20 protein-coding genes are annotated in these 21407 nt (G+C 66.0%); 9 read left to right on the top strand and 11 right to left on the bottom strand.

Annotated elements, in window-relative coordinates; genetic code table 11:
* Positions 1-58: 58 nt before the first annotated feature.
* From U5N23_RS27500 to U5N23_RS27480, 5 genes are all read right to left on the bottom strand, one after another.
* Positions 59-1597 (bottom strand): 2-isopropylmalate synthase, encoded by a 1539-nt coding sequence (locus U5N23_RS27500; RefSeq protein WP_322595887.1) that lies wholly within the window; start codon positions 1595-1597, stop codon positions 59-61.
* Between the two features lie 216 nt (positions 1598-1813).
* Complete coding sequence (pssA, locus tag U5N23_RS27495) at positions 1814-2647, bottom strand: CDP-diacylglycerol--serine O-phosphatidyltransferase (protein WP_322595886.1); 834 nt, start codon at positions 2645-2647, stop codon at positions 1814-1816.
* Between the two features lie 274 nt (positions 2648-2921).
* Positions 2922-3938, bottom strand: a complete 1017-nt coding sequence (gene ilvC / locus U5N23_RS27490; protein WP_007857869.1) for a ketol-acid reductoisomerase — start codon at positions 3936-3938, stop codon at positions 2922-2924.
* Between the two features lie 55 nt (positions 3939-3993).
* On the bottom strand, positions 3994-4485 hold the full coding sequence (gene ilvN, locus U5N23_RS27485) for an acetolactate synthase small subunit (protein ID WP_007857867.1): 492 nt from the start codon (positions 4483-4485) through the stop codon (positions 3994-3996).
* Between the two features lie 170 nt (positions 4486-4655).
* Positions 4656-6455, bottom strand: coding sequence for an acetolactate synthase 3 catalytic subunit (locus U5N23_RS27480; protein ID WP_322595885.1), 1800 nt, complete (start codon positions 6453-6455; stop codon positions 4656-4658).
* A gap of 316 nt (positions 6456-6771) precedes the next feature.
* Between U5N23_RS27480 and U5N23_RS27475 the strand changes: the two genes are divergently transcribed.
* The 6 genes from U5N23_RS27475 to U5N23_RS27450 all read left to right on the top strand — a co-directional run bounded on the left by U5N23_RS27475 (position 6772) and on the right by U5N23_RS27450 (position 10376).
* Positions 6772-7341 (top strand): RNA polymerase sigma factor, encoded by a 570-nt coding sequence (locus tag U5N23_RS27475; protein ID WP_322595884.1) that lies wholly within the window; start codon positions 6772-6774, stop codon positions 7339-7341.
* Complete coding sequence (locus U5N23_RS27470) at positions 7338-7796, top strand: DUF3619 family protein (protein ID WP_322595883.1); 459 nt, start codon at positions 7338-7340, stop codon at positions 7794-7796. Before U5N23_RS27475 ends, U5N23_RS27470 begins: the two co-directional genes overlap by 4 nt.
* A gap of 20 nt (positions 7797-7816) precedes the next feature.
* Entirely contained in the window at positions 7817-8722 is a 906-nt protein-coding gene (locus U5N23_RS27465; protein ID WP_322595882.1) for a DUF3106 domain-containing protein, read from the top strand.
* A 32-nt stretch (positions 8723-8754) separates the two neighbouring features.
* Complete coding sequence (locus U5N23_RS27460; protein ID WP_416208677.1) at positions 8755-9303, top strand: RDD family protein; 549 nt, start codon at positions 8755-8757, stop codon at positions 9301-9303.
* Positions 9304-9382: 79 nt separating this feature from the next.
* Positions 9383-9787, top strand: coding sequence for a diacylglycerol kinase (locus tag U5N23_RS27455; RefSeq protein WP_322595881.1), 405 nt, complete (start codon positions 9383-9385; stop codon positions 9785-9787).
* Positions 9780-10376: a TIGR00730 family Rossman fold protein gene (locus tag U5N23_RS27450; protein WP_322595880.1), complete on the top strand. Its 597-nt coding sequence runs from the start codon at positions 9780-9782 to the stop codon at positions 10374-10376. The genes U5N23_RS27455 and U5N23_RS27450 overlap by 8 nt, the downstream gene beginning before the upstream one ends.
* 117 nt (positions 10377-10493) lie before the next feature.
* Here the strand turns inward: U5N23_RS27450 and U5N23_RS27445 are convergent, their stop codons facing one another.
* Both U5N23_RS27445 and U5N23_RS27440 read right to left on the bottom strand, forming a co-directional pair.
* Positions 10494-10832, bottom strand: a complete 339-nt coding sequence (locus U5N23_RS27445) for a P-II family nitrogen regulator (protein ID WP_015013651.1) — start codon at positions 10830-10832, stop codon at positions 10494-10496.
* A gap of 71 nt (positions 10833-10903) precedes the next feature.
* On the bottom strand, positions 10904-12568 hold the full coding sequence (locus tag U5N23_RS27440; protein WP_322595879.1) for an NAD+ synthase: 1665 nt from the start codon (positions 12566-12568) through the stop codon (positions 10904-10906).
* Positions 12569-12675: 107 nt separating this feature from the next.
* On the opposite strand from U5N23_RS27440, the gene U5N23_RS27435 reads away from it, so the two are divergent.
* Positions 12676-13908: a GNAT family N-acetyltransferase gene (locus tag U5N23_RS27435; RefSeq protein ID WP_322595878.1), complete on the top strand. Its 1233-nt coding sequence runs from the start codon at positions 12676-12678 to the stop codon at positions 13906-13908.
* A gap of 16 nt (positions 13909-13924) precedes the next feature.
* Here the strand turns inward: U5N23_RS27435 and U5N23_RS27430 are convergent, their stop codons facing one another.
* Positions 13925-14842, bottom strand: coding sequence for a LysR family transcriptional regulator (locus U5N23_RS27430; RefSeq protein ID WP_322595877.1), 918 nt, complete (start codon positions 14840-14842; stop codon positions 13925-13927).
* Positions 14843-14960: 118 nt separating this feature from the next.
* Between U5N23_RS27430 and U5N23_RS27425 the strand changes: the two genes are divergently transcribed.
* Positions 14961-15848 (top strand): aldo/keto reductase family oxidoreductase, encoded by an 888-nt coding sequence (locus U5N23_RS27425; RefSeq protein ID WP_322595876.1) that lies wholly within the window; start codon positions 14961-14963, stop codon positions 15846-15848.
* 172 nt (positions 15849-16020) lie between these two features.
* Here U5N23_RS27425 and U5N23_RS27420 read toward each other — a convergent pair whose 3' ends face one another.
* The 3 genes from U5N23_RS27420 to U5N23_RS27410 form a co-directional block, all read right to left on the bottom strand.
* Positions 16021-17757: a methyl-accepting chemotaxis protein gene (locus tag U5N23_RS27420; protein WP_322595875.1), complete on the bottom strand. Its 1737-nt coding sequence runs from the start codon at positions 17755-17757 to the stop codon at positions 16021-16023.
* Positions 17758-17889: 132 nt separating this feature from the next.
* Positions 17890-19674 carry a methyl-accepting chemotaxis protein gene (locus U5N23_RS27415; protein WP_322595874.1) on the bottom strand — a complete coding sequence of 595 codons (1785 nt, stop codon included), beginning with the start codon at positions 19672-19674 and terminating at the stop codon, positions 17890-17892.
* A gap of 38 nt (positions 19675-19712) precedes the next feature.
* On the bottom strand, positions 19713-20237 hold the full coding sequence (locus U5N23_RS27410) for a chemotaxis protein CheW (protein WP_322595873.1): 525 nt from the start codon (positions 20235-20237) through the stop codon (positions 19713-19715).
* A gap of 308 nt (positions 20238-20545) precedes the next feature.
* Here U5N23_RS27410 and U5N23_RS27405 point away from each other — a divergent pair, with 308 nt between their 5' ends.
* Complete coding sequence (locus U5N23_RS27405) at positions 20546-21358, top strand: alpha/beta hydrolase (protein WP_322595872.1); 813 nt, start codon at positions 20546-20548, stop codon at positions 21356-21358.
* Positions 21359-21407 lie beyond the last annotated feature (49 nt).

The raw sequence follows: 21407 nt of genomic DNA, 5'->3' as shown, positions 1-21407 counted from the left end.
GCAAGATCAATACCTTGCGCGACTTTCCAAGAAAGTGAATGAATTATAAATTCAACACTTATCCCTGTGCGGCCACCCTGTCAGCTTTACTTTGTAACTTGTTCAGTGCGCTCAGGTACGCCTTGGCCGATGCGACCACGATATCGGGGTCAGCGCCCACTCCGTTGACCACCCGGCCGCTGTTCTGCAGGCGCACGGTGACCTCACCCTGGCTCTCGGTGGAGCCGCTGATGGCGTTGACGGAATACAACACCATCTCGGCGCCACTCTTGACGTGGGACTCGATGGCCTTGAGCGACGCGTCCACCGGGCCATTGCCTTCGGACTCGCCGCGCACTTCGTGGCCGTCCACCGTGAAGACGATGCGTGCACGGGGGTGCTCGCCGGTCTCGCTCTGCTGGAACAGCGAGACAAAGCCGTACTGCTCCTTCTCGGCCGTCACGCTTTCGTCGCTGACCAGGGCCAGGATGTCTTCGTCGAAGATCTCGCTCTTGCGGTCGGCCAGCTCCTTGAAGCGGGTGAAGGCGCTGTTGACCTCGGTCTCGCTCTCCAGGCTCACGCCCAGCTCCTGCAGGCGCTGCTTGAAGGCGTTGCGGCCGCTGAGCTTGCCCAGCACGATCTTGTTGGCGCTCCAGCCCACGTCTTCGGCGCGCATGATCTCGTAGGTGTCGCGCGCCTTGAGCACGCCGTCCTGGTGGATGCCGCTGGCGTGGGCGAAGGCGTTGGCACCGACCACGGCCTTGTTGGGCTGCACCACGAAGCCGGTGGTCTGGCTGACCATGCGGCTGGCGGCAACGATGTGCTTGGCGTCGATGTTCAGGTCCAGGTCGAAGTAGTCGCGGCGCGTCTTGATGGCCATGACGACTTCTTCGAGCGAGCAGTTGCCGGCGCGCTCGCCCAGGCCGTTGATGGTGCATTCGACCTGGCGGGCGCCGCCGATCTTCACGCCGGCCAGCGAGTTGGCCACGGCCATCCCGAGGTCGTTGTGGCAGTGCACGGACCAGATGGCCTTGTCGCTGTTGGGGATGCGTTCGCGCAGCGTCTTGATGAAGTTGCCGTACAGCTCGGGGATGGCATAGCCCACGGTGTCGGGCACGTTGATGGTGGTGGCGCCTTCGGCAATCACCGCTTCGAGCACGCGGCACAGGAAGTCCGGGTCGCTGCGGTAGCCGTCTTCGGGGCTGAACTCGATGTCGGCCACCAGGTTGCGCGCAAAGCGCACGGACTGGCGCGCCTGCTCGAGCACCTGCTCGGGTGTCATGCGCAGCTTCTTTTCCATGTGCAGCGCCGAGGTGGCGATGAAGGTGTGGATGCGCGCGCTGTTGGCGCCCTTGAGCGCTTCGGCAGCCCGCGAGATGTCGCGGTCGTTGGCGCGCGAGAGCGAGCAGATGGTCGAGTCCTTGATGGCGTTGGCAATCGCCTGCACCGCCTCGAAGTCGCCGTTGGAGCTGGCTGCAAAACCCGCTTCGATCACGTCCACCTTCAGGCGTTCGAGCTGGCGGGCGATGCGCAGCTTCTCGTCCTTGGTCATGGAGGCGCCGGGCGATTGCTCGCCGTCGCGCAAGGTGGTGTCGAAAATGATGAGTTTGTCGGCCATGGGGTTCTCCTGGTATTGATGGTGGGGTGGTCCGCAACGCTGAATTCTGGCGCCCAAAGCAAAAGGCCCGTTGCGGGTGCATACGGGCCTTTGTGGAAAACGTGTGCGCGTGCGCCTACCGTCTCCGCCCGTGGGGAGCTAGCAGTAGGATTGCAATGGCCAACGTGTTCATGCAGTGCAATGTAGCACAACTGCGGTCAATGCGGCGCCCTGCCGTCATTTGTGCAGGCCGCGCTCGTCAGGCTCGTCGGTGGAGGTGCTGATCACGCTGCTGTGCTGCCCCTTGGCCTTGCGCCAGGCATACACGCCGTAGCCGCTCAGGCCATACAGCACGAACACGCTGAACAGCATGATGGGCGGCGAGATGTTGATGACGGCAATGCCCAGCGCGATCAGCACGATCACGGCGAAGGGCACGCTCTTTTTCATCTGGATGTCCTTGAAGCTATAGAACGGCACGTTGGTCACCATGGTGAGGCCGGCATACAGGGTGAAGGCGAACATGATCCAGGTGACCTGGTTCCAGGTGAGCCAGGTGTCCATGCCGCGTTGCACGCCGAGCTCGGTCATGAGCCAGATGAAGCCGGCCACCAGTGCCGCCGCAGCGGGCGAAGGCAGGCCCTGGAAGTAGCGCTTGTCCACCACGCCCGTGTTCACGTTGAAGCGTGCCAGGCGCAGCGCGGCGCAGGCACAGTAGACGAAGGCGGCGATCCAGCCCCAGCGGCCCAGGCCCTTGAGCGACCATTCGTAGGCGATGAGCGCGGGGGCCGCACCGAAGGACACCATGTCCGACAGCGAATCCATCTGCTCGCCGAAAGCGCTTTGCGTGTTGGTCATGCGCGCCACGCGGCCGTCCAGGCTGTCGAGCACCATGGCGCAGAACACGCCCACGGCCGCCAGGTCAAAGCGCCCGTTCATCGCCATCACGATGGAATAGAAGCCCCCGAACAACGCTGCCAGCGTGAACAGGTTGGGCAGGATGTAGATGCCCTTGCGCCGCTTGCGCACCATCACCCCCGAACCGTCGGCGGAATCCTTGCCGTCATGCATCGAACAAATCTCCATCGCCGGACCGGCCGGCGTGAACAGCTACCCAATTTATAGTCATCGGCACCCGCGCCGCAGGGCGCATGGCACCCCCTCCGAGAGAACCGAAGGCGCAGTGTAGCTGCACCGGCAGGCACCCGGGCCCTGGGCCTGTTAACAATTCATTACGCGCAGCCGCGCGCTGGCCCATGCGCGACATCCAGAGCCCGAGCGGCAACGAAAAAGGCCACCGAAGTGGCCTTTGAGGATCTGCGCACGGGGCGCAGGAACCGCGAGATCAGTTGCGGGTCTGGTCGACCAGCTTGTTCTTGGCGATCCAGGGCATCATGGCGCGCAGCTTGCCACCCACCACTTCGATGCTGTGGTCGGCGGTGTTGCGGCGGCGGGCCGTCATGCTCGGGTAGTTCAGGCGGCCTTCCTGGATGAACATCTTGGCGTACTCGCCGCTCTGGATGCGCTTCAAGGCATTGCGCATGGCCACGCGCGACTGCTCGTTGATGACTTCGGGGCCGGTCACGTACTCGCCGTACTCGGCGTTGTTCGAGATCGAGTAGTTCATGTTGGCGATGCCGCCTTCGTAGATCAGGTCCACGATGAGCTTGAGCTCGTGCAGGCATTCGAAGTAGGCCATTTCAGGGGCGTAGCCGGCTTCGACCAGGGTTTCGTAACCCATCTTGATCAGCTCGACGGCACCGCCGCACAGCACGGCCTGTTCGCCGAACAGGTCGGTCTCGGTTTCTTCCTTGAAGTTGGTCTCGATGATGCCGGCCTTGCCGCCACCATTGGCCATGGCGTACGACAGGGCCAGGTCACGGGCCTTGCCGGACTTGTCCTGGTGCACGGCCACCAGGTGGGGCACGCCGCCGCCCTGGGTGTAGGTGTTGCGCACGGTGTGGCCAGGGGCCTTGGGGGCGACCATCCACACATCGAGGTCGGCGCGGGGCACGACCTGGTTGTAGTGCACGTTGAAGCCGTGGGCGAAAGCCAGCGAAGCGCCTTGCTTGATGTTCGGGGCCACGTTGTTGGTGTAGACCTCGCCGATCTGCTCGTCGGGCAGCAGGATCATGACCACGTCGGCGGCCTTGACGGCGTCGTTGACTTCCATCACGTTCAGGCCGGCCTTGCCGACCTTGTCCCACGAGGCGCCGCCCTTGCGCAGGCCGACCACGACCTTCACGCCGCTGTCGTTCAGGTTCTGTGCGTGGGCGTGGCCCTGCGAGCCGTAGCCGATGATGGCAACGGTCTTGCCCTTGATCAGGCTCAGGTCACAGTCTTTGTCGTAGAAAACTTTCATGGGTCGCTCCGGTTGAAATGCGTTGTTTGGGTTGAAAAATAAACAGTCGATTGTCTTACACGCGCAATATGCGCTCGCCTCGGCCAATACCGCTGGCGCCGGTTCGCACGGTTTCCAGGATGGCGGTGCGGTCGATGGCCTGCAGGAAGGCGTCGTTCTTGGACTGGTCGCCGGTGAGCTCGATGGTGTAGCTCTTCTCGGTCACGTCGATGATGCGGCCGCGGAAGATGTCGGCCATGCGCTTCATCTCCTCGCGCTCCTTGCCCACGGCGCGCACCTTCACCATCATGAGCTCGCGCTCGGTGTAGGCACCTTCGGTGAGGTCGACCACCTTGACCACTTCGATGAGACGGTTCAGGTGCTTGGTGATCTGCTCGATCACGTCGTCGGAGCCCGTGGTCTGGATCGTCATGCGCGAGAGCGATGGATCCTCGGTGGGCGCCACGGTGAGCGATTCGATGTTGTAGCCACGGGCAGAGAACAGGCCCACGACGCGCGACAGCGCGCCGGGTTCGTTCTCCAGCAAAACGGCAATGATGTGTTTCATGGTGAAGACATTCCTCTTTTCGCTGCCCTCCCCTGCGCACGGTAATGCGCAGACTCGGCAGGCAATAGATTCGTCGAAGTGAAGCTATCAGGTTGATAGCAGGAGATTGGCCTGCAGCAGCGACAGGGTCGTTATTGCTGCAGGCCGCAGCGGGAGCCGAAGGCCTGTGTTTACAGGTCCTCGGAGCCCAGCAGCATTTCGGTGATGCCCTTGCCGGCCTGCACCATAGGGAACACGTTCTCGGTGGGGTCGGTACGGAAGTCCATGAACACCGTGCGGTCCTTGAGCTTGCGTGCTTCGCGCAGCGCGGGCTCCACGTCCTTGGGGTGCTCGATGAGCATGCCCACGTGGCCGTAGGCCTCGGCCAGCTTCACGAAGTTGGGCAGCGCATCCATGTAGCTGTGGCTGTAGCGGCCGGAGTACTCGATTTCCTGCCACTGGCGCACCATGCCCAGGTAGCGGTTGTTCAGCGAGCAGATCTTGATCGGCGTGTTGTACTGCAGGCAGGTCGACAGTTCCTGGATGTTCATCTGCACCGAGCCTTCGCCGGTGATGCAGAACACCTCGGCCTGCGGCTTGGCCAGCTTGATGCCCATGGCGTAGGGGATGCCCACGCCCATGGTGCCCAGGCCGCCGGAGTTGATCCAGCGGCGTGGTTCATCAAAGCGGTAGTACTGGGCGGCCCACATCTGGTGCTGGCCCACGTCGGACGTGATGTAGGTGTCGACGTCCTTGGTCATGTTCCACAGCGTTTCCACCACGTACTGGGGCTTGATGACGTCGGGACTGCCCATGCTGTACTTCAGGCAGTCGCGCTTGCGCCAGCCTTCGATGGTGTCCCACCAGGCGGCCAGGGCGCCGGCATCGGGGCGGGTGCTGCTCTCGCGGACCATGGAGATCAGCTCGGTGAGCACGTCCTTCACGTCGCCGACGATCGGGATGTCGACCTTCACGCGCTTGGAGATGCTCGACGGGTCGATGTCCACGTGGATGATCTTGCGGTCGTTCTGCGCGAAGTGCTTGGGGTTGCCGATCACGCGGTCGTCGAAGCGCGCGCCCACGGCCAGCAGCACGTCGCAGTTCTGCATGGCGTTGTTGGCTTCGATGGTGCCGTGCATGCCCAGCATGCCCAGGAACTTGCGGTCCGACGCGGGGTAGGCACCGAGGCCCATCAGCGTGTTGGTGACCGGGTAGCCCAGCATGTCCACCAGCGTGCGCAGCTCGTTGGTGGCATTGCCCAGCAGCACGCCGCCGCCGGTGTAGATGTAGGGGCGCTTGGCGGCCAGCAGCAGTTGCAGCGCCTTGCGGATCTGGCCACTGTGGCCCTTGCGCACGGGGTTGTACGAGCGCATCTCGACGCTCTGGGGGTAGCCGGTGTAGGCCGCCTTCTTGAAGGACACGTCCTTCGGGATATCGACCACCACGGGGCCGGGGCGGCCGGTGCGGGCGATGTGGAAGGCCTTCTTGAGCGTGACGGCCAGGTCGCGCGGGTCCTTGACCAGGAAGTTGTGCTTGACGATGGGGCGCGTGATGCCGACGGTGTCGCATTCCTGGAAGGCGTCGAGCCCGATGGCGGGCGTGGGCACCTGTCCGGAGATGATCACCATGGGGATCGAATCCATGTACGCCGTGGCGATGCCGGTGACCGCGTTGGTCAGGCCGGGGCCCGAGGTGACCAGGGCGACGCCGACTTCACCGGTGGCGCGGGCGTAGCCATCGGCAGCATGCACGGCCGCCTGCTCGTGGCGCACCAGCACGTGCTGGATGGTTTCCTGCTTGTACAGCGCGTCGTAGATGTACAGGACCGCGCCGCCGGGGTAGCCCCAGATGTACTGGACGTTCTCGGCCTGGAGGGACTTGACCAGGATCTCGGAACCCATGAGGTCCACGGAGCCGGAAGCGGAAGAAGATGGGGGATTGCCCTGCGCTGCAGCGGCCGCCGAAGTGATTTCGGCCTTGGAGATTTCCATGATGATCAACCTTTGTGAATTTCTCTGACGAAAAACCTTGGGTGCTCCTTGCATGGACTCTTGTGAAGCCAGCTTGGAACTTGAGGCCAAGGACATGGGCGTGGATGATTGCCGCGCCGGACCGTGACCCGTTTGCCTTTTGAATTGCAGCGCCAATTATCGCACTGCAACACGCGCAAATGCGCCCCATGGCTAAAAAAACACCGTGGGATGCGATAATCGGCGGCTGGGCTCCCCTGCGAGGGGGTCCTGCATCTGTTGTTGGGGCGCCGCACTGGCGTGCACTTTCAACATCCCATTCCCGGGCTGACCCCTCTTGGCAACCGAACAAGAACTCTCCGATTTCCTCAAAAGTGTAGAAAAGCGCGCGTTCAAGCGCTCGGTCTACCATGTCCGCAATGAGGAAGCGGCCCTGGACATCGTGCAGGACAGCATGCTCAAGCTGGCCGAACACTATGGGGACAAGCCGGCGGCCGAGCTGCCCATGCTGTTCCAGCGCATCCTCTCCAACAGCACTCTGGACTGGTTTCGGCGCCAGAAGACGCGCAATGCACTGTTTTCGAGCATGAGCGACTTCGAAGGGCCCGGAGAAGATGGCATGGATTTTGATCTGTTGGAGGCGTACTCCGGCCCGGACGACGGGGACAAGGCCGAAAGTGCCGAAGACCTGACCCGAAGGGCACAGACCTTTCACCAGATAGAGGCCGAGATAGAAGAATTGCCAGCACGTCAACGGGAAGCCTTCCTCATGCGTTACTGGGAAGAAATGGATGTATCAGAAACGGCAGCCGCCATGGGTTGTTCGGAAGGCAGTGTGAAAACGCACTGTTTTCGTGCCATACAAACCCTCAGCAAGGCACTGAAAGCCAAAGGAATAGAACTGTGAACACCACCCCCAACACCTCCCAGGAAGCTGCAGCAGAACGTTTTGCCCGCCGCGTATCGGCACGGCTGACGGATGGCTCGCAGGATCTGCCCTATGACATCTCCGAGCGCCTGCGCGCCTCGCGCATGCAGGCACTGGCCCGGCGCAAGGTGCTGGCCCCCGTGCGCGCACCGGCCAGGGCGGCCGCCCCGGTGGTGCTGGCCGGTGGCGCCACGGCCACCCTCGGCGGCGGTGGCGGCAGCGAAGGCAGCAACTGGTGGAATGCGCTGGTGTCGGCCGTTCCGCTGATCGCACTGGTGGTGGGCCTGTTCTTCATCAGCACGGTGCAGGACGAGTCTGGTGCCAACGAGATCGCCGAGGTGGATGCTGCCCTGCTGACCGATGAGTTGCCTCCAGAAGCCTACTCCGACCCGGGATTTGTCCAGTTCCTCAAGACGGCAGCGCAAAATCATTGATTTGGCCCACTGCCCGATGCATGCATAAAGGACTTCCCGACGCCCCCCCACCACTGCCAGCCATCGTGCTGGCTTTGGCGCTTCTGGGCGCGCTGGCCGTTTTCGCCGTGACGGTCGTCGTGCAACAGGTGGGCATGGCGCCTGCCACCTTGCTGCCTTCCGCCGCCACGCGCCCCACCCCTGTGGCGGCGACAGCCCTGCGCCCCGCCGGCGGCGCCACCGCCCTGCCCTCCGAAGGCCTGGCCGAAGTGGCCGCCGGCCCGGGCTGGGAAACACTGAACACGCGGCAAAAACTCGCGCTCTACCCCCTGGCCGAACGCTGGGCGCTGATCAGCGAGCTGCAAAAGCGCCGCTGGCTGGCGCTGGCGGTGAACTTTCCGGAGCTGCCCGAAGAAGAGCAGGCCAAATTGCACAGCCGCATGACCGAATGGGCCAGCCTGAGCGCACAGCAGCGCAGCCAGGCCCGCCTGAACTACGCCAGCACCAACCGCCTGGCCCGGGACAACAAGCTCGCGCAGTGGGAGGCCTACCAGGCCCTGACCGCCGAAGAGCGCAGCATGCTGGCCGCCAAGGCCCCGCCCAAGCCCCAGGGCGCGGCAACGGCGCTGCGCCCGGTATCCCCACGCAAACTGGTGCAGGTGCCGGCCGCTACGCGGGCCAACCCCCTGCGCCCCAACGCCCCCAAGATTCCGCCGGTGACCAACCACGGCCCGCGCCTGGCCATGCCGGTGCCACCTGCAGCGCCCGCCCTCTCGGAGACCCCGGCCTCCAGCCCGGCAACCCCGGTGGTCGTGGAAACGGCGCCCGTGGCCGTGCCCATTGCCGTACCGGCCCCACTGCCCCCACTGGGACCTGCGGGCTCCGACCCCGCAGCCCCTGCCGCACCGCCCAGCGCCGACAATTCCGGCCTGTACCCCAACAACTGACGGCGCCCGCCGCGCCGATCCCGCAGCCCGGAATGCCCGCATCTCCCACCCCCAGCAGCACGCCGCAGGCAGACATGGCGGCCCAGGCCAGCGCTGCCGCCGCCACCCCCAGCCTCATGCGCCGCATGGCCTGCTGGCTGTACGAAGGCATGCTGATGTTCGGCGTGGTGTTCATCGCCGGCTACCTGTTCGGCACCTTGAGCCAGACACGCAACGCCATGGACAACCGCCATGCGCTGCAGGCCTTTCTGTTCGTGGTGTTCGGCATCTACTTCACCTGGTTCTGGGCCAAGGGCCAGACTCTGGCCATGAAGACCTGGAACATCCGCGTGGTGGACCGCGCCGGCCACCCCATCAGCCAGCCACGCGCCCTGCTGCGCTACGTGCTCAGCTGGCTGTGGTTCTTGCCGCCGCTGGCCGCCGTGTCGCCCTTTGCGCTCTCGGGCGCCGAGACCACGGTGCTGGTCATCGGCTGGGTGGCCGTGTGGGCCATTCTGGCGCGCTTCCATCCACAGCGGCAGTTCTGGCACGATGCCCTGGCTGGCACGCGGCTGGTGCATTTCGAGCACCGCAAGAAGTAGGCACCTTCGGTGCGGGCTTCTTTGAGCAGGTTCTTAAGCCCACCGTCACAACACTGCGCGAGAATCCCGGTTTTTCCTTATGTCCACACCCCAGCCCACTGCCCCCGCCAATCCCCAGAAAGCCCGCACCGGGCTGAACCGCATCTGGCACGCAGCCGGCTATTCCCTGGAAGGCCTGCGCGCCGGCTGGGGCGAAAAGGCCTTCCGCCAGGAAGCCATCGCCGCCATCGTGCTGCTGCCCGTCTCGCTGTGGCTGGGCCGCAGTTGGGTGGAAGTGGCCCTGCTGGCCGGCTCGGTGGTGATCGTGATGATCGTCGAGCTGCTCAACACCGGCATCGAGACCGCCATCGACCGCATCGGGCCGGAATGGCACGACCTGTCCAAGCGCGCCAAGGACATGGGCAGCGCCGCGGTGCTGCTGGCCCTGCTGCTGTGCGTGGGCATCTGGGCGGGGGCCATCTTCCAGAGGATCACCCATGGCTGACGAACCGGCTTTTTCCATCTGCGTCTACTGCGGCTCACGCCCCGGCGAAGACGCCGCCTACACCCAGGCCGCCAAGGCCGTGGGCGAATGGATCGGCGCGCACGGCGGCCAACTGGTCTACGGCGGCGGGCGCAGCGGCCTCATGGGCACGGTGGCCGAGTCCACACGCCGGGCCGGCGGCCGCGTGGTCGGCATCATCCCCCAGGCCCTGGTGGACAAGGAACTGGCCAACCGGGCGTGCGACGAACTGCACATCGTGCAGACCATGCACGAGCGCAAGGCCATGATGGCCGAGCGCAGCGACGCCTTCATCGCCCTGCCCGGCGGCATCGGCACCTTCGAGGAACTGTTCGAGGTCTGGACCTGGCGCCAGCTGGGCTACCACGACAAGCCCCTGGGCCTGCTCAACGTGGCCGGCTACTACGACGGCCTGCTGGCCTTTTTGAACCACAGCGTGGCCAGCGGCTTCATGGGAGAGTGGCAGATGGGGCTGCTGCATGCCGGCAGCGACACCCCAGCCCTGCTGCAGACGCTGGTGGAGCAGGCCGGCAACAATGCGCGCCAGATTCCGCTGCGCTCGGTGATCTAGGCCAAAGGCCCGCCAAAACTGGCGCGATGCAACGCCAGTGCCACCGTGGAACTGGCTTTGCCAGGCCACTGGTGGCGTCCCCCTCAGGGGGATGGCGCGAAGCGACTCAGGGGGAGCCTATACAGCAGCGTCGTCCAGATCGCCGGTGCGGATGCGCACCGTGCGCTCCACAGCGGTCACGAAGATCTTGCCGTCACCGATCTTGCCGGTGCGCGCCACGTTGACGATGGCATCCACGCAGCGGTCCACGTCCTCGCTCTTGACGACGACCTCGACCTTCACCTTGGGCAGGAAGTCCACCACGTACTCGGCGCCACGGTACAGCTCGGTGTGGCCCTTCTGGCGGCCGAAGCCCTTGACTTCGGTGACGGTCAGGCCCGTCACGCCGCATTCGGCCAGGGCTTCGCGGACTTCTTCGAGCTTGAAGGGCTTGATGACGGCGGTGATCATTTTCATGGCGGGTCTCCTGGAGATGAAAAAAAGGGAACGGGCTGCTCGTGGCCTCAACTCAGGCCGTCAGTACGGCATCAAGCGCGAAAGCTATTGGTGATAGGGTAACGCCAATCCTTGCCGAAGCTGCGGCGCGTGACGCGAATCCCTACGGGCGCCTGCTGGCGCTTGTATTCGTTGATCTTGATGAGCCGCGTCACGCGCTCCACGTCGGCGCGCGCAAAGCCCGCGGCGATGATGGATTCGATGGGCTCGTCGTTCTCCATGTAGCGCGAGACGATGGCGTCCAGCACGTCGTAGGGCGGCAGGCTGTCCTGGTCCTTCTGGTCGGGGCGCAGCTCGGCACTCGGCGGGCGGGTGATGATGCGCTCGGGGATCGGGCTGGCGCCCGTGCCGTAGGGGTCGTGGGCATTGCGCCAGCGGCACAGCGCGAACACGGTGGTCTTGGCCACGTCCTTGATCACGGCGAAACCGCCGGCCATGTCGCCATAGAGCGTGCAGTAGCCGGTGGACATTTCGCTCTTGTTGCCCGTGGTCAGCACGATGGAGCCGAACTTGTTGGACAGGGCCATGAGCAGCGTGCCGCGGATGCGCGCCTGCAGGTTCTCCTCGGTCGTGTCCTCAACCAGGCCCGCAAAGTCGCTGGCCAGCGCCGCCTTGAAGGCCTCGAACTGGGGTTGGATGGAAATCTCGTCATAGCGCACGCCCATGCGGGTGGCCATGTCGCGCGCGTCGATCCAGCTGATGTCGGCCGTGTACGGCGAGGGCATCATCACCGCACGCACCTTGTCTGCGCCCAGCGCATCCACGGCGATCGCCAGCACCAAGGCCGAGTCGATGCCGCCCGACAGGCCCAGCAGCACGCTGGGGAAGCGGTTCTTGCCCACATAGTCGCGCACGCCCATCACCAGGGCGTCCCACAGGTCGGCCTCGGCACTGCGCAGCGGGGCGATGTCGCCTTGGAATGCTGGCGGCGTGGTGCCGTTGCCAGCCTCTACCTGCACAGTGAACAGCGCTTCCTCGAAACCAGGCGCCCGTGCCGCCACGGTGCCATCGGCCCCCAAGGCGAAGGAGCGGCCCTCGAACACCACCTCGTCCTGCCCGCCCACCAAATGGGCGTAGACCAGGGGCAGCCCCGTCTCGCGCACGCGCTCGCGCATGGTGTCCTCGCGTTCGGCGCTCTTGCCCAGGTGAAAGGGCGAGGCATTGATCACCGCCAGCAGCTGTGCACCGGCGGCAGCCGCATCGCGCGCGGGCGCGGCGAACCAGGCGTCCTCGCAGACCAGCAGGCCCACGCGCAACCCGCCCACCTCGAACACGCAGGGCGATTGCCCGGCCACGAAGTAGCGGCGCTCGTCGAACACCTGGTAGTTGGGCAGCTCGCGCTTGGCATAGGTCTGCTCCACCACGCCATCGCGCAGAACGCTGGCGGCGTTGAAACAGGCGCTGAAGGCCGGGGCATCGGCACGCACCGCCTGCGGATGCCCGAGCACGATGGCCAGGCCTTTCAACCCCGCAGTCTCACGGGCCACGGTTTTCACGGCATCATCGCAGGCGGCGATGAAGGCCGGGCGCAGGAACAGGTCCTCCGCCGCGTAACCGCAGATCGCCAATTCGGGCGTGAGCAGCAACTGCGCACCCTGGGCATGGGCGTCCCGCGCCGCGGCAATGATCTTTTGCGCATTGCCGGGCATGTCGCCCACCACGAAATTGAGCTGCGCTGTGCAAATGGAGAGCGTCATGGAACTGGAGAAGGCCCCTGGGGCCAGGTTGAAGACAACCGCCAATGCAGGCCCGCAACCCGCCGCAGACCGCCATCCGGCAGTGCAATGCAGGCCGCTGGGCACACATGGCTGAGCAATTGCACATTATCGCCCGCGTGCTCGCCTCTCCGCAGGAGGTGGACGCCAATGCCTGGAACGGCCTGCTGGCTTTGCAGAGCCACCCCACGCCCTTTCTGCGCCACGAGTACCTCACGGCCCTGCACGAGAGCGGCAGCGCCACACCGAAAAGGGGCTGGACGCCGCGCTTCATGACGCTGTGGGACGGCGACACGCTGCTGGCCGCCTGCCCGCTGTACCTCAAGAGCCACTCGTATGGCGAGTACGTCTTCGACTGGGCCTGGGCCAGCGCCTACGAACAGCATGGCGTGCCCTACTACCCCAAGGCCACCATCGCCGTGCCCTTCACCCCCGTGCCCGGCACCCGCCTGATGGCGCGCGACGAAGAGAGCCGCGCCCTGCTCGTGCAGGCCGTCTGCCAGTGGTGCGAGAGCCAGGGCGTGTCGTCGGTGCATGTGCTGTTCGCCAGCAATGACGACATCAGGACAAGCGCCGGCGAAGGCCTGATGCTGCGCCATACGGTCCAATTCCACTGGAAGAATGAATCGCCGACGGTACCCGCGTCGCCCGCATCCCCGGATGGCAACAACACACCGCCGGCCCGCTACGCCAGCTTCGACGACTTCCTCGCCAGCCTGGCCCAGGACAAGCGCAAGAAGATCCGCCAGGAGCGCAGACGCGTGGCCGAGGCGGGCGTCACCTTCCGCTGGTCGCGTGGCGCCGACATCAGCCCCGACGATTGGGACTTCTTCTACCGCTGCTACGAGCGCACCTACCTGGAGCACGGCAACCCGCCCTACCTCACGCGCGACTTCTTCGCGCGCATGGCGCAGACCATGCCCGAGGCCTGGCTGCTGTTCATCGCCGAGAAGGACGGCCACCCCATCGCCAGCAGCCTGATCGCGCTGGGGAACGAGGGCAATGGTGACGGCACGGACGGGCTCGTCGCCTATGGCCGTTACTGGGGCGCGCTGGAGCGCGTGGACTGCCTGCACTTCGAGGCCTGCTACTACCAGCCGCTGCAGTGGTGCATTGAACACGGCGCGCAGCGCTTCGAGGGCGGCGCCCAGGGCGAGCACAAGATGGCACGCGCACTGCTGCCGGTGCAGGCCACCAGCGCCCACTGGCTGGCGCACCCGGCCTTCGCCGAGGCGGTGGAGCGTTTTCTGGAGCGTGAAGGCCAGGGGGTGGAAGGCTATCTGGAGGAACTGCAGGGGCGCAGTCCGTTCAGGCAGGGATAGCCATTCACCATCGAATTCAATCCTCGCCGAAAGCGGCAGACTGCCCTCGCACAAAATCCACAAACGCCCGCAGCGGCGCTGGCAGGTACCGCCGCCCGGAGTAGTAGAGAAACGGCCCTGAAAAAGGCTGGGCCCAGCCCTCCAGCACCGGCACCAGCGCCCCGCTATCGAGATGGGGCTGCAACCAGTCTTCGAACATGTGGATGATGCCGCAGCCCGCGAGCGCCACCTCCACCGCCAGGTCCACGCCACCCGAGATGCGCACGATCAAGGGGCCGAACGGATCTACGACGACCACCTCGCCATCGCACTCGAACTCCCAGGTGGGCATGGCGCCGCTGGCAAAACGGCCGCGCAGGCAGGCGTGCTGCATCAGGTCGCGCGGGTGTTCGGGCCGGCCACGTGCGGCCAGGTAGGCGGGTGCAGCGGCCGTGGCCATGCGCTGCCAGCGCGGGCCGATGGGGATGGCGATCATGTCCTGCTCCAGCCGCTCGTCGTAGCGGATGCCGGCGTCGCAGCCTTCGGCAAGGATGTCGACGAAGCCCTCTTCCACCACCACGTCCAGGCGGATGTCGGGGTAGGCCGCGAGGAACGGTGGCACGATGGCCGGCAGCACCAGGCGTGCCGCGCTGGCGGGCACGTTGAGGCGCAGGGTGCCGGCGGGCCGGTCGCGAAAGCCGTTGACCACGTCGAGCGCTGCCTCCACCTCGCCCAGCGCCGGGCCCAGGCGTTCGAGCAGGCGCGCCCCGGCCTCGGTGGGCGCCACGCTGCGCGTCGTGCGGTGCAGCAGGCGCACGCCCAGCCGTGCTTCGAGCCGGCGCACGGCCTCGCTCAGGCTCGACGCGCTGACACCGCCCAAGCGCGCCGCCTCGCGGAAACCACCGCCGCGTGCCACGGCGACAAAGGCGGCCAGATCACCCAACTGCTCGGCCATGGACAGGATTCCTTGATGGATTGTTCGCTGTGCCGCACAACCCGTGCGCACTCAACCGGCTTATCGTACACAGGCTGCGTGCCTACAGTCGATGCATCCCTATTGAAAGGACTCTCCCATGACAGCAATCGACAAGGCCGGCAGCTACCGCCTCGGCCACCGTGATGTGAAGCGCCTGGGCTACGGCGCCATGCAGCTGGCCGGCCCCGGCGTGTTCGGCCCGCCCAAGGACCGCGCCACGGCCGCGGCCGTGCTGCGCGCCGCCGTGGAAAGCGGCGTCGACCACATCGACACCAGCGACTTCTACGGCCCGCACGTGACCAACCAGATCATCCGGGAGGCGCTGCACCCCTACCGCGATGGCCTGACCATCGTGACCAAGGTGGGCGCCCGGCGCGGCGACGATGCTGCGTGGCTGCCTGCGTTCTTGGCCGCAGAACTCACGCAGGCCGTGCACGACAACCTGCGCAACCTGGGCCTCGATGTGCTGGACGTGGTGAACCTGCGCGCCATGTTCAGCGTGCACGGCCCGGCCGAGGGTTCGCTGGAGGAACCCCTGACTGCGCTGGCCGAGCTGCAGCACCAGGGATTGATACGCCACATCGGCCTGAGCAACGTGACGGCACGCCAGGTGCAGGAGGGCCGCAGGATCACCCCCATCGCCTGCGTGCAGAACATGTACAACCTGGCCCATCGCGAGGACGAAGGTCTGCTCACGCAACTGGCCGCCGAAGGCACGGCCTATGTGCCCTTCTTCCCGCTGGGCGGCTTCAGCCCGCTGCAGTCGGGCGTGCTGTCGGAAGTGGCGGCCGAGCTCGGCGCCACGCCCATGCAGGTGGCGCTGGCGTGGCTGCTGCAGCGCTCACCCAATGTGCTGCTGATTCCCGGTACCTCGTCGGTCGTCCACCTGCAGCAGAACCTGGCGGCGGCGCAACTGCAGTTGCCGGCCAATGCAGTGGCGCGGCTGAATAGCCTGCAGCAGCCAGACGCCATGCCAGGGCACTGAACCAGCCGTTGATCCTTGACCACGATGGGGCTTCAGCCCCATCGTGTGCACCACAACAGTTCAGCCAATCACCAGAAAGCACCAAACAAGGGCGATTTACCTCCGCGCAGCCGAATTTGCATCACTTTGGTGCGTTCACCATTCAACCCAGGCGCAGCACCTGCACGCCCTCTCAGAAGCTCTCCCAGTCATCATCGGAAGCCGCCTTGGCGCTCGCCCCCGCTGCGGCGGCAGGCGGTTTGGCAGCGGCGGGTGCAGGTGCCGCGAGCTTGCGCGGTGCCCCCCCGGCGATCGGCTTGCGCGCGGCGGGCGGCGACACCGGGGGCGAAGGGCGCGGGCGAGGCGCAGTGGCAGCCTGGGCCGCTGGCGCGTCCGCCGACAGCTTGAACACCTCCACGGCCTCGACCAGCGCCCGGGCCTGGTGGCTCAGGCTGCCGGCGGCGGCGGCCATTTCCTCGACCAGGGCGGCATTCTGCTGGGTGACCTGGTCCATCTGCGTGACCGCCTCGCCCACCTGGGACACGCCCTGACTCTGCTCGGTGCTGGCAGCGCTGATCTCGCCCATGATGTCCGTGACGCGGCGGATGGAGGCCACCACCTCCGTCATGGTGGTGCCCGCCTTGTCGACCAGCAGCGTGCCCTGCTCGACGCGCTCCACGCTGGCATGGATCAGGCTCTTGATCTCCTTGGCCGCCTCGGCACTGCGGCCCGCCAGGCTGCGCACCTCGCTGGCCACCACGGCAAAGCCCCGACCCTGCTCCCCGGCGCGGGCAGCTTCCACGGCCGCGTTGAGCGCCAGGATATTGGTCTGGAAGGCAATGCCGTCGATGACGCCGATGATGTCGGAAATCTTCTTGCTGCTGTCGTTGATGCCCTTCATGGTCTCCACCACTTCGGACACCACGTCGCCCCCCTGCACGGCCACGGTGGAGGCGCTCATGGCCAACTGGTTGGCCTGGCGCGCGTTGTCGGCGTTCTGCCGGACGGTGGAGCTCAGTTCCTCCATGGACGCGGCGGTCTGCTGCAGGGCACTGGCCTGCTCCTCCGTGCGGATGGACAGGTCATGGTTGCCCGAGGCGATCTCGGAGCTGGCAGAGGCCACGCCCTGCGCATTGCCGCGCACACCCGATACCACCTGGGCCAGGTTGTCACGCATGGCCGTCAGGCCGGTGAGCAGGCGAGCGATCTCATCGCGCCCCTGTACCGGAATTGCCACCGTGAGATCGCCGCGGGACACGGCATCGGTGATGTCCACCGCATTGTCCAGCGAGCGCGAGATCTGGCGGATCATCGTGCCGCCCACCAGCACCGCCAGCAGCACACCCAGCACCACCGCGCCCACGGACACCGCCCGGATGGTCTGGTAGCTGGCGGCAGCCCGGTCGTACTCCATCTTGGCCTGGTCGAGCTGCACCTGCATGAGCAGGCCCAGCACCTCCTGCAGCGGGTCCATGGCCGGGTACATGTCCTTGGCGGCGAAGGCCGTGATCGCCGGAACATCACCCGAACGGAACAGGCCCAGCAGCGTGTCGGTGGCGGCATCGGCCTTGGCCTGCAGGGGCTTGAAGCGGTCCACCAGCGTCTTTTCCTCGGGCGCCAGCCTGGTGGCCAGGTAGGCGCTCCAGTTGCTGTCGATGGCCTTGCGTGCATCGGTCACCGACTGCAGGCCCTGGGCGGCGGTCATGCCGCCGTCGCGCACCTTGTGCGCCGAATCGACCACGTTGACCGCGTACATGTCGGCCACGGTCTTGATCTGCTTGAGGGGCACCACGCGGTCGTCGTACACCGACTTGAGCCCGGCGTTGGACTGCCCCATGCCCAGCAGACCGGCGCCGCCGACCAGCAGCACAAGGCAGCACAACACAGCCAGAAGCCCCGCCAGGCGGGTGGAAATCTTGAACCGATTCATGGCCTGTCTCCTGAAGTAACGAACTGTAAACACAGTTCTGCAAGATTCAAGCCAAAGCCCGCGACGCCCTCTCAAGTTTCGACACGGTACGCAAGGCTGTTGCCAGGCCCTCGCGCCATCCACAAACGCAAATCAGAAATTCTCCCACTCCTCCTCCCCGCCCCCAGCTGCCTTGGCCGGCGCCTTGGGTGCTGCCGCTGCCGGGCTGGCCGTTGCGGGCCCCTTGGGTGCCGCCAGCCGGCTGCCCGCTGGCGCCTTGGCCGCAGGCTTGGACGTGACCGCCGCGCGCGCAGCCGGCGCTGGCATGCCCACCGGCTTGCGCACCGCCGGGGCTGGCGCCGGTGCCGGTGCGCGGTAGTGGCCTGCACCGCTGCCGTCGCCCGCCAGCCGGAACACCGCCACCGCGTTGACCAGTTCGCCCGCCTGGCTGTTCAGGCTGCTGGCCGCTGCCGCCATTTCTTCCACCAGCGCCGCGTTCTGCTGCGTGGCCTGGTCCATCTGCGTGACGGCTTCTCCCACCTGGCCCACACCGGCGCTTTGCTCGCTGCTGGCGGCGCTGATCTCGCCCATGATGTCGGTGACCCGCCGGATGGCCGCCACCACTTCGGTCATGGTGGCCCCGGCCTTGTCCACCAGCAGGGTGCCTTGTTCCACCCGTTCCACGCTGGCGGTGATCAGGCCCTTGATTTCCTTGGCCGCTTCGGCGCTGCGCCCGGCCAGGCTGCGCACTTCGCTGGCCACCACGGCAAAGCCCCGGCCTTGCTCTCCGGCACGCGCGGCTTCCACCGCCGCGTTCAGGGCCAGGATGTTGGTCTGGAAGGCGATGCCGTCGATGACGCTGATGATGTCGGCGATCTTGCTGCTGCTGGCGTTGATGCCTTTCATGGTTTCCACCACTTCGGCCACCACGTCGCCGCCCTGCACGGCCACGGTGGAGGCGTTCAGGGCCAGCTGGTTGGCCTGGCGCGCGTTGTCTGCGTTCTGGCGCACGGTGGAGCCCAGTTCTTCCATCGAGGCGGCCGTCTCTTCCAGTGCCGAGGCCTGCTGCTCGGTGCGTGCCGACAGGTCGTTGTTGCCCGAGGCGATCTGTGCGCTGGCCGAGGCCACGCTTTCGGAGTTGCTGCGCACCGTGGTCACGGTGGCCACCAGGCTTTGCTGCATGCGCTGCAGGGCGCTGAGCAGTTGGCCGGTCTCGTCCTGTGACTGCACGGCGATGGTGCCGCTGAGGTCGCCAGCGGCGACGCGGTCGGCGGCCTGCACGGCCTGGGCCAGGGGGCGGGTGATGGAGCGGATGATGGTGACGGCCAGGAAGATCGCCAGCGCGATCGCCAGCGCACCGGCAATCAGCACGTCGCGCTGCAGGGCGCTGGCTGCGGCCTCGGCCCGCTCGCCGGCAGCGGCCGTGACCTGAGCCTGGTAGTCCACCTGTTCCTGGATCGTTTTCTGGTATTCGAGCTGAACCGGTCGCAACTGCTCCATCAGCAGCTTCAGCGCATCTTCCTTCTGGTCCTTGCCGACCAGGTCCAGGTACTGGTCCCCGAGCCTGAGGAATTCGGCGCGGTGCTGCTGCATGCGGGCAAGGCTTGCCTTGCCCTTTTCGGACTGGATCAGTGCGGTGAGCGTTTCCAGTTGCTTGGCAATCGTCGAGCGCGCCGTGGCGATCTGCTCGCGCGACGATTTGACGATGGTGTCCGACGAGAAGATCGCCAGGTTGCGGAACTGGATGGCCTGCACGTTCACCCCGTCGGCCAGCATGCCCATGGCCTTGGTGATGGGGATGCGCATGGTAACGATGTCATTGAGCGCCGCGCGCTGGCTGGCAGAGCGCGCCAGCGCGACCCCTCCCAGGGCGATCAGCAACAGCACCATGGTGGCGAACGCCGCCACCAGCCGCGTGGAAATATTCAAGCGATTCATGGGTTCCCTCGTGGGTTGGTTTTTTTGGTGTTTTGACGTTATCCGTGCGCAGCGTTCTTGACCAGTCCTATTTCGCCACTGCTGAGCAAGGCCTCGATGTCCATCAGGATCAGCATGCGCTCACCCACGCTGGCAATGCCGGTGACGAAGGCCGGATCCAGGTGGCCCTGGGGCTCGAACTGCGGCACGGGCTTGATGAGTTCCGGGGCCAGGGTGACCACATCGGCCACGGCATCCACCACCGCCCCGACCTGCAGGGCCCCCATGTCCAGGATGATGACCACGGTGAAGTCGGTATAGCTCGCCTCGGGGCAGCTCAGCTTCACGCGCAGGTCCAGGATGGGCACGATGCGCCCGCGCAGATCGATCACCCCCTTGATGAAATCCGGCGAATGGGCCAGGCGGGTCGGCTGCTCGTACGAGCGGATCTCCTGCACCCGAAGGATGTCGATGCCGTACTCCTCCGCCCCCAGGCGAAAGCTCAGGTACTCCCTTGCACGACCACCAGGCGAGGCATCGTGGGCGGGGGTTTGCGAAGGGGCTGCGGCAAAGGGTTCGGTCATGGGCTGCTCGTTTCGGTAAAGGGCTGATGCGCACGCTCATAGCCTGCCGCACTCCCGAAAGCATAGCAGCGGAAGTTACATTTGAGAACGAAATCTGGCCCCCCGACAACACGCTTGCCCCCCGGATTGCGGGGCAGGTCTACGGCCTCATTGGAGAGCTGCCTCCACTCCCGGCGAGGGTTCCGGTGCAAAAAAATGTTACCGTTACCCAGGCTGCCGAATGGCGGGCCGCGGCACGCTTGGCGCCCTGCCGCCGCACCGCCTCCTGACACCGCCGGGCAGTTGCCTTGCGCCCATGGAATGACCTGATGACGCTGTTCACCAAAAAAGAGAAGAACCCCCACCACATGCCTGCCCCTGGCCTGCCCTTGCTGGCGCTGGAGTTGCGCGCACCCTGGGAATTCGGGGCCGTGCTGCCCGCCTGGCCCGTGCTGCAGCGCGCTCCCCAGGGTGACGGGCACAGCGTCATCGTCTTTCCCGGGCTCACGGCCGGCGACGCCACGACGGCGCCACTGCGCCGCTACCTGGAATCGCGCAGCTACGACACCCAGGGCTGGGGCCAGGGCCTGAACCTGGGCCCACGCGAAGGCGTGCTGGACAACGCCAAGCAGCAACTGCAGCAGGCCGCACAGCGCAGTGGCGCCAAGGTGAGCCTGGTGGGCTGGAGCCTGGGCGGCATCTATGCGCGCGAACTGGCCAAGGAGCTGCCCGATCTGGTGCGCTGCGTGGTAACGCTGGGCACGCCCTTTGCCGGCCCCCACACCTCCACCAACGCCTGGCGCATCTACCAGTTCGCCAGTGGCCGCAGCATCGAGCGCGAGACCGAGAACTACAACCTGCCCGAGGCCCCGCCCGTGCCCACCACCAGCATCTACTCGCGCAGCGATGGCGTGGTGGCCTGGCGCGGCAGCCTGCAGGCGCCCGCCGCGCACAACCCGCACACCGAGAACATCGAGGTGGTGGCCAGCCATTTCGGCATCGGCCTGAACCCGAGCGCCTGGTGGGTGGTGGCCGACCGGCTGGCCCAGCCGCAGGGGCCGGGAGTCGGTTGGCAAGCCTTCAAACGCCCTGCCCTGCCGGGGCTGCAGCTGGTGTTTCCGGATCCGCACCGGCCACGCTGAACGCGGCCAACACCGCTCCAGGAATGAAAAACCCGCCGACGGCGGGTTG

Origin of the sequence: Acidovorax sp. (assembly GCF_034519795.1) — a bacterium.
Lineage (GTDB): Bacteria > Pseudomonadota > Gammaproteobacteria > Burkholderiales > Burkholderiaceae_C > Acidovorax.
This window is presented reverse-complemented; position numbering and strand designations above follow the sequence as displayed.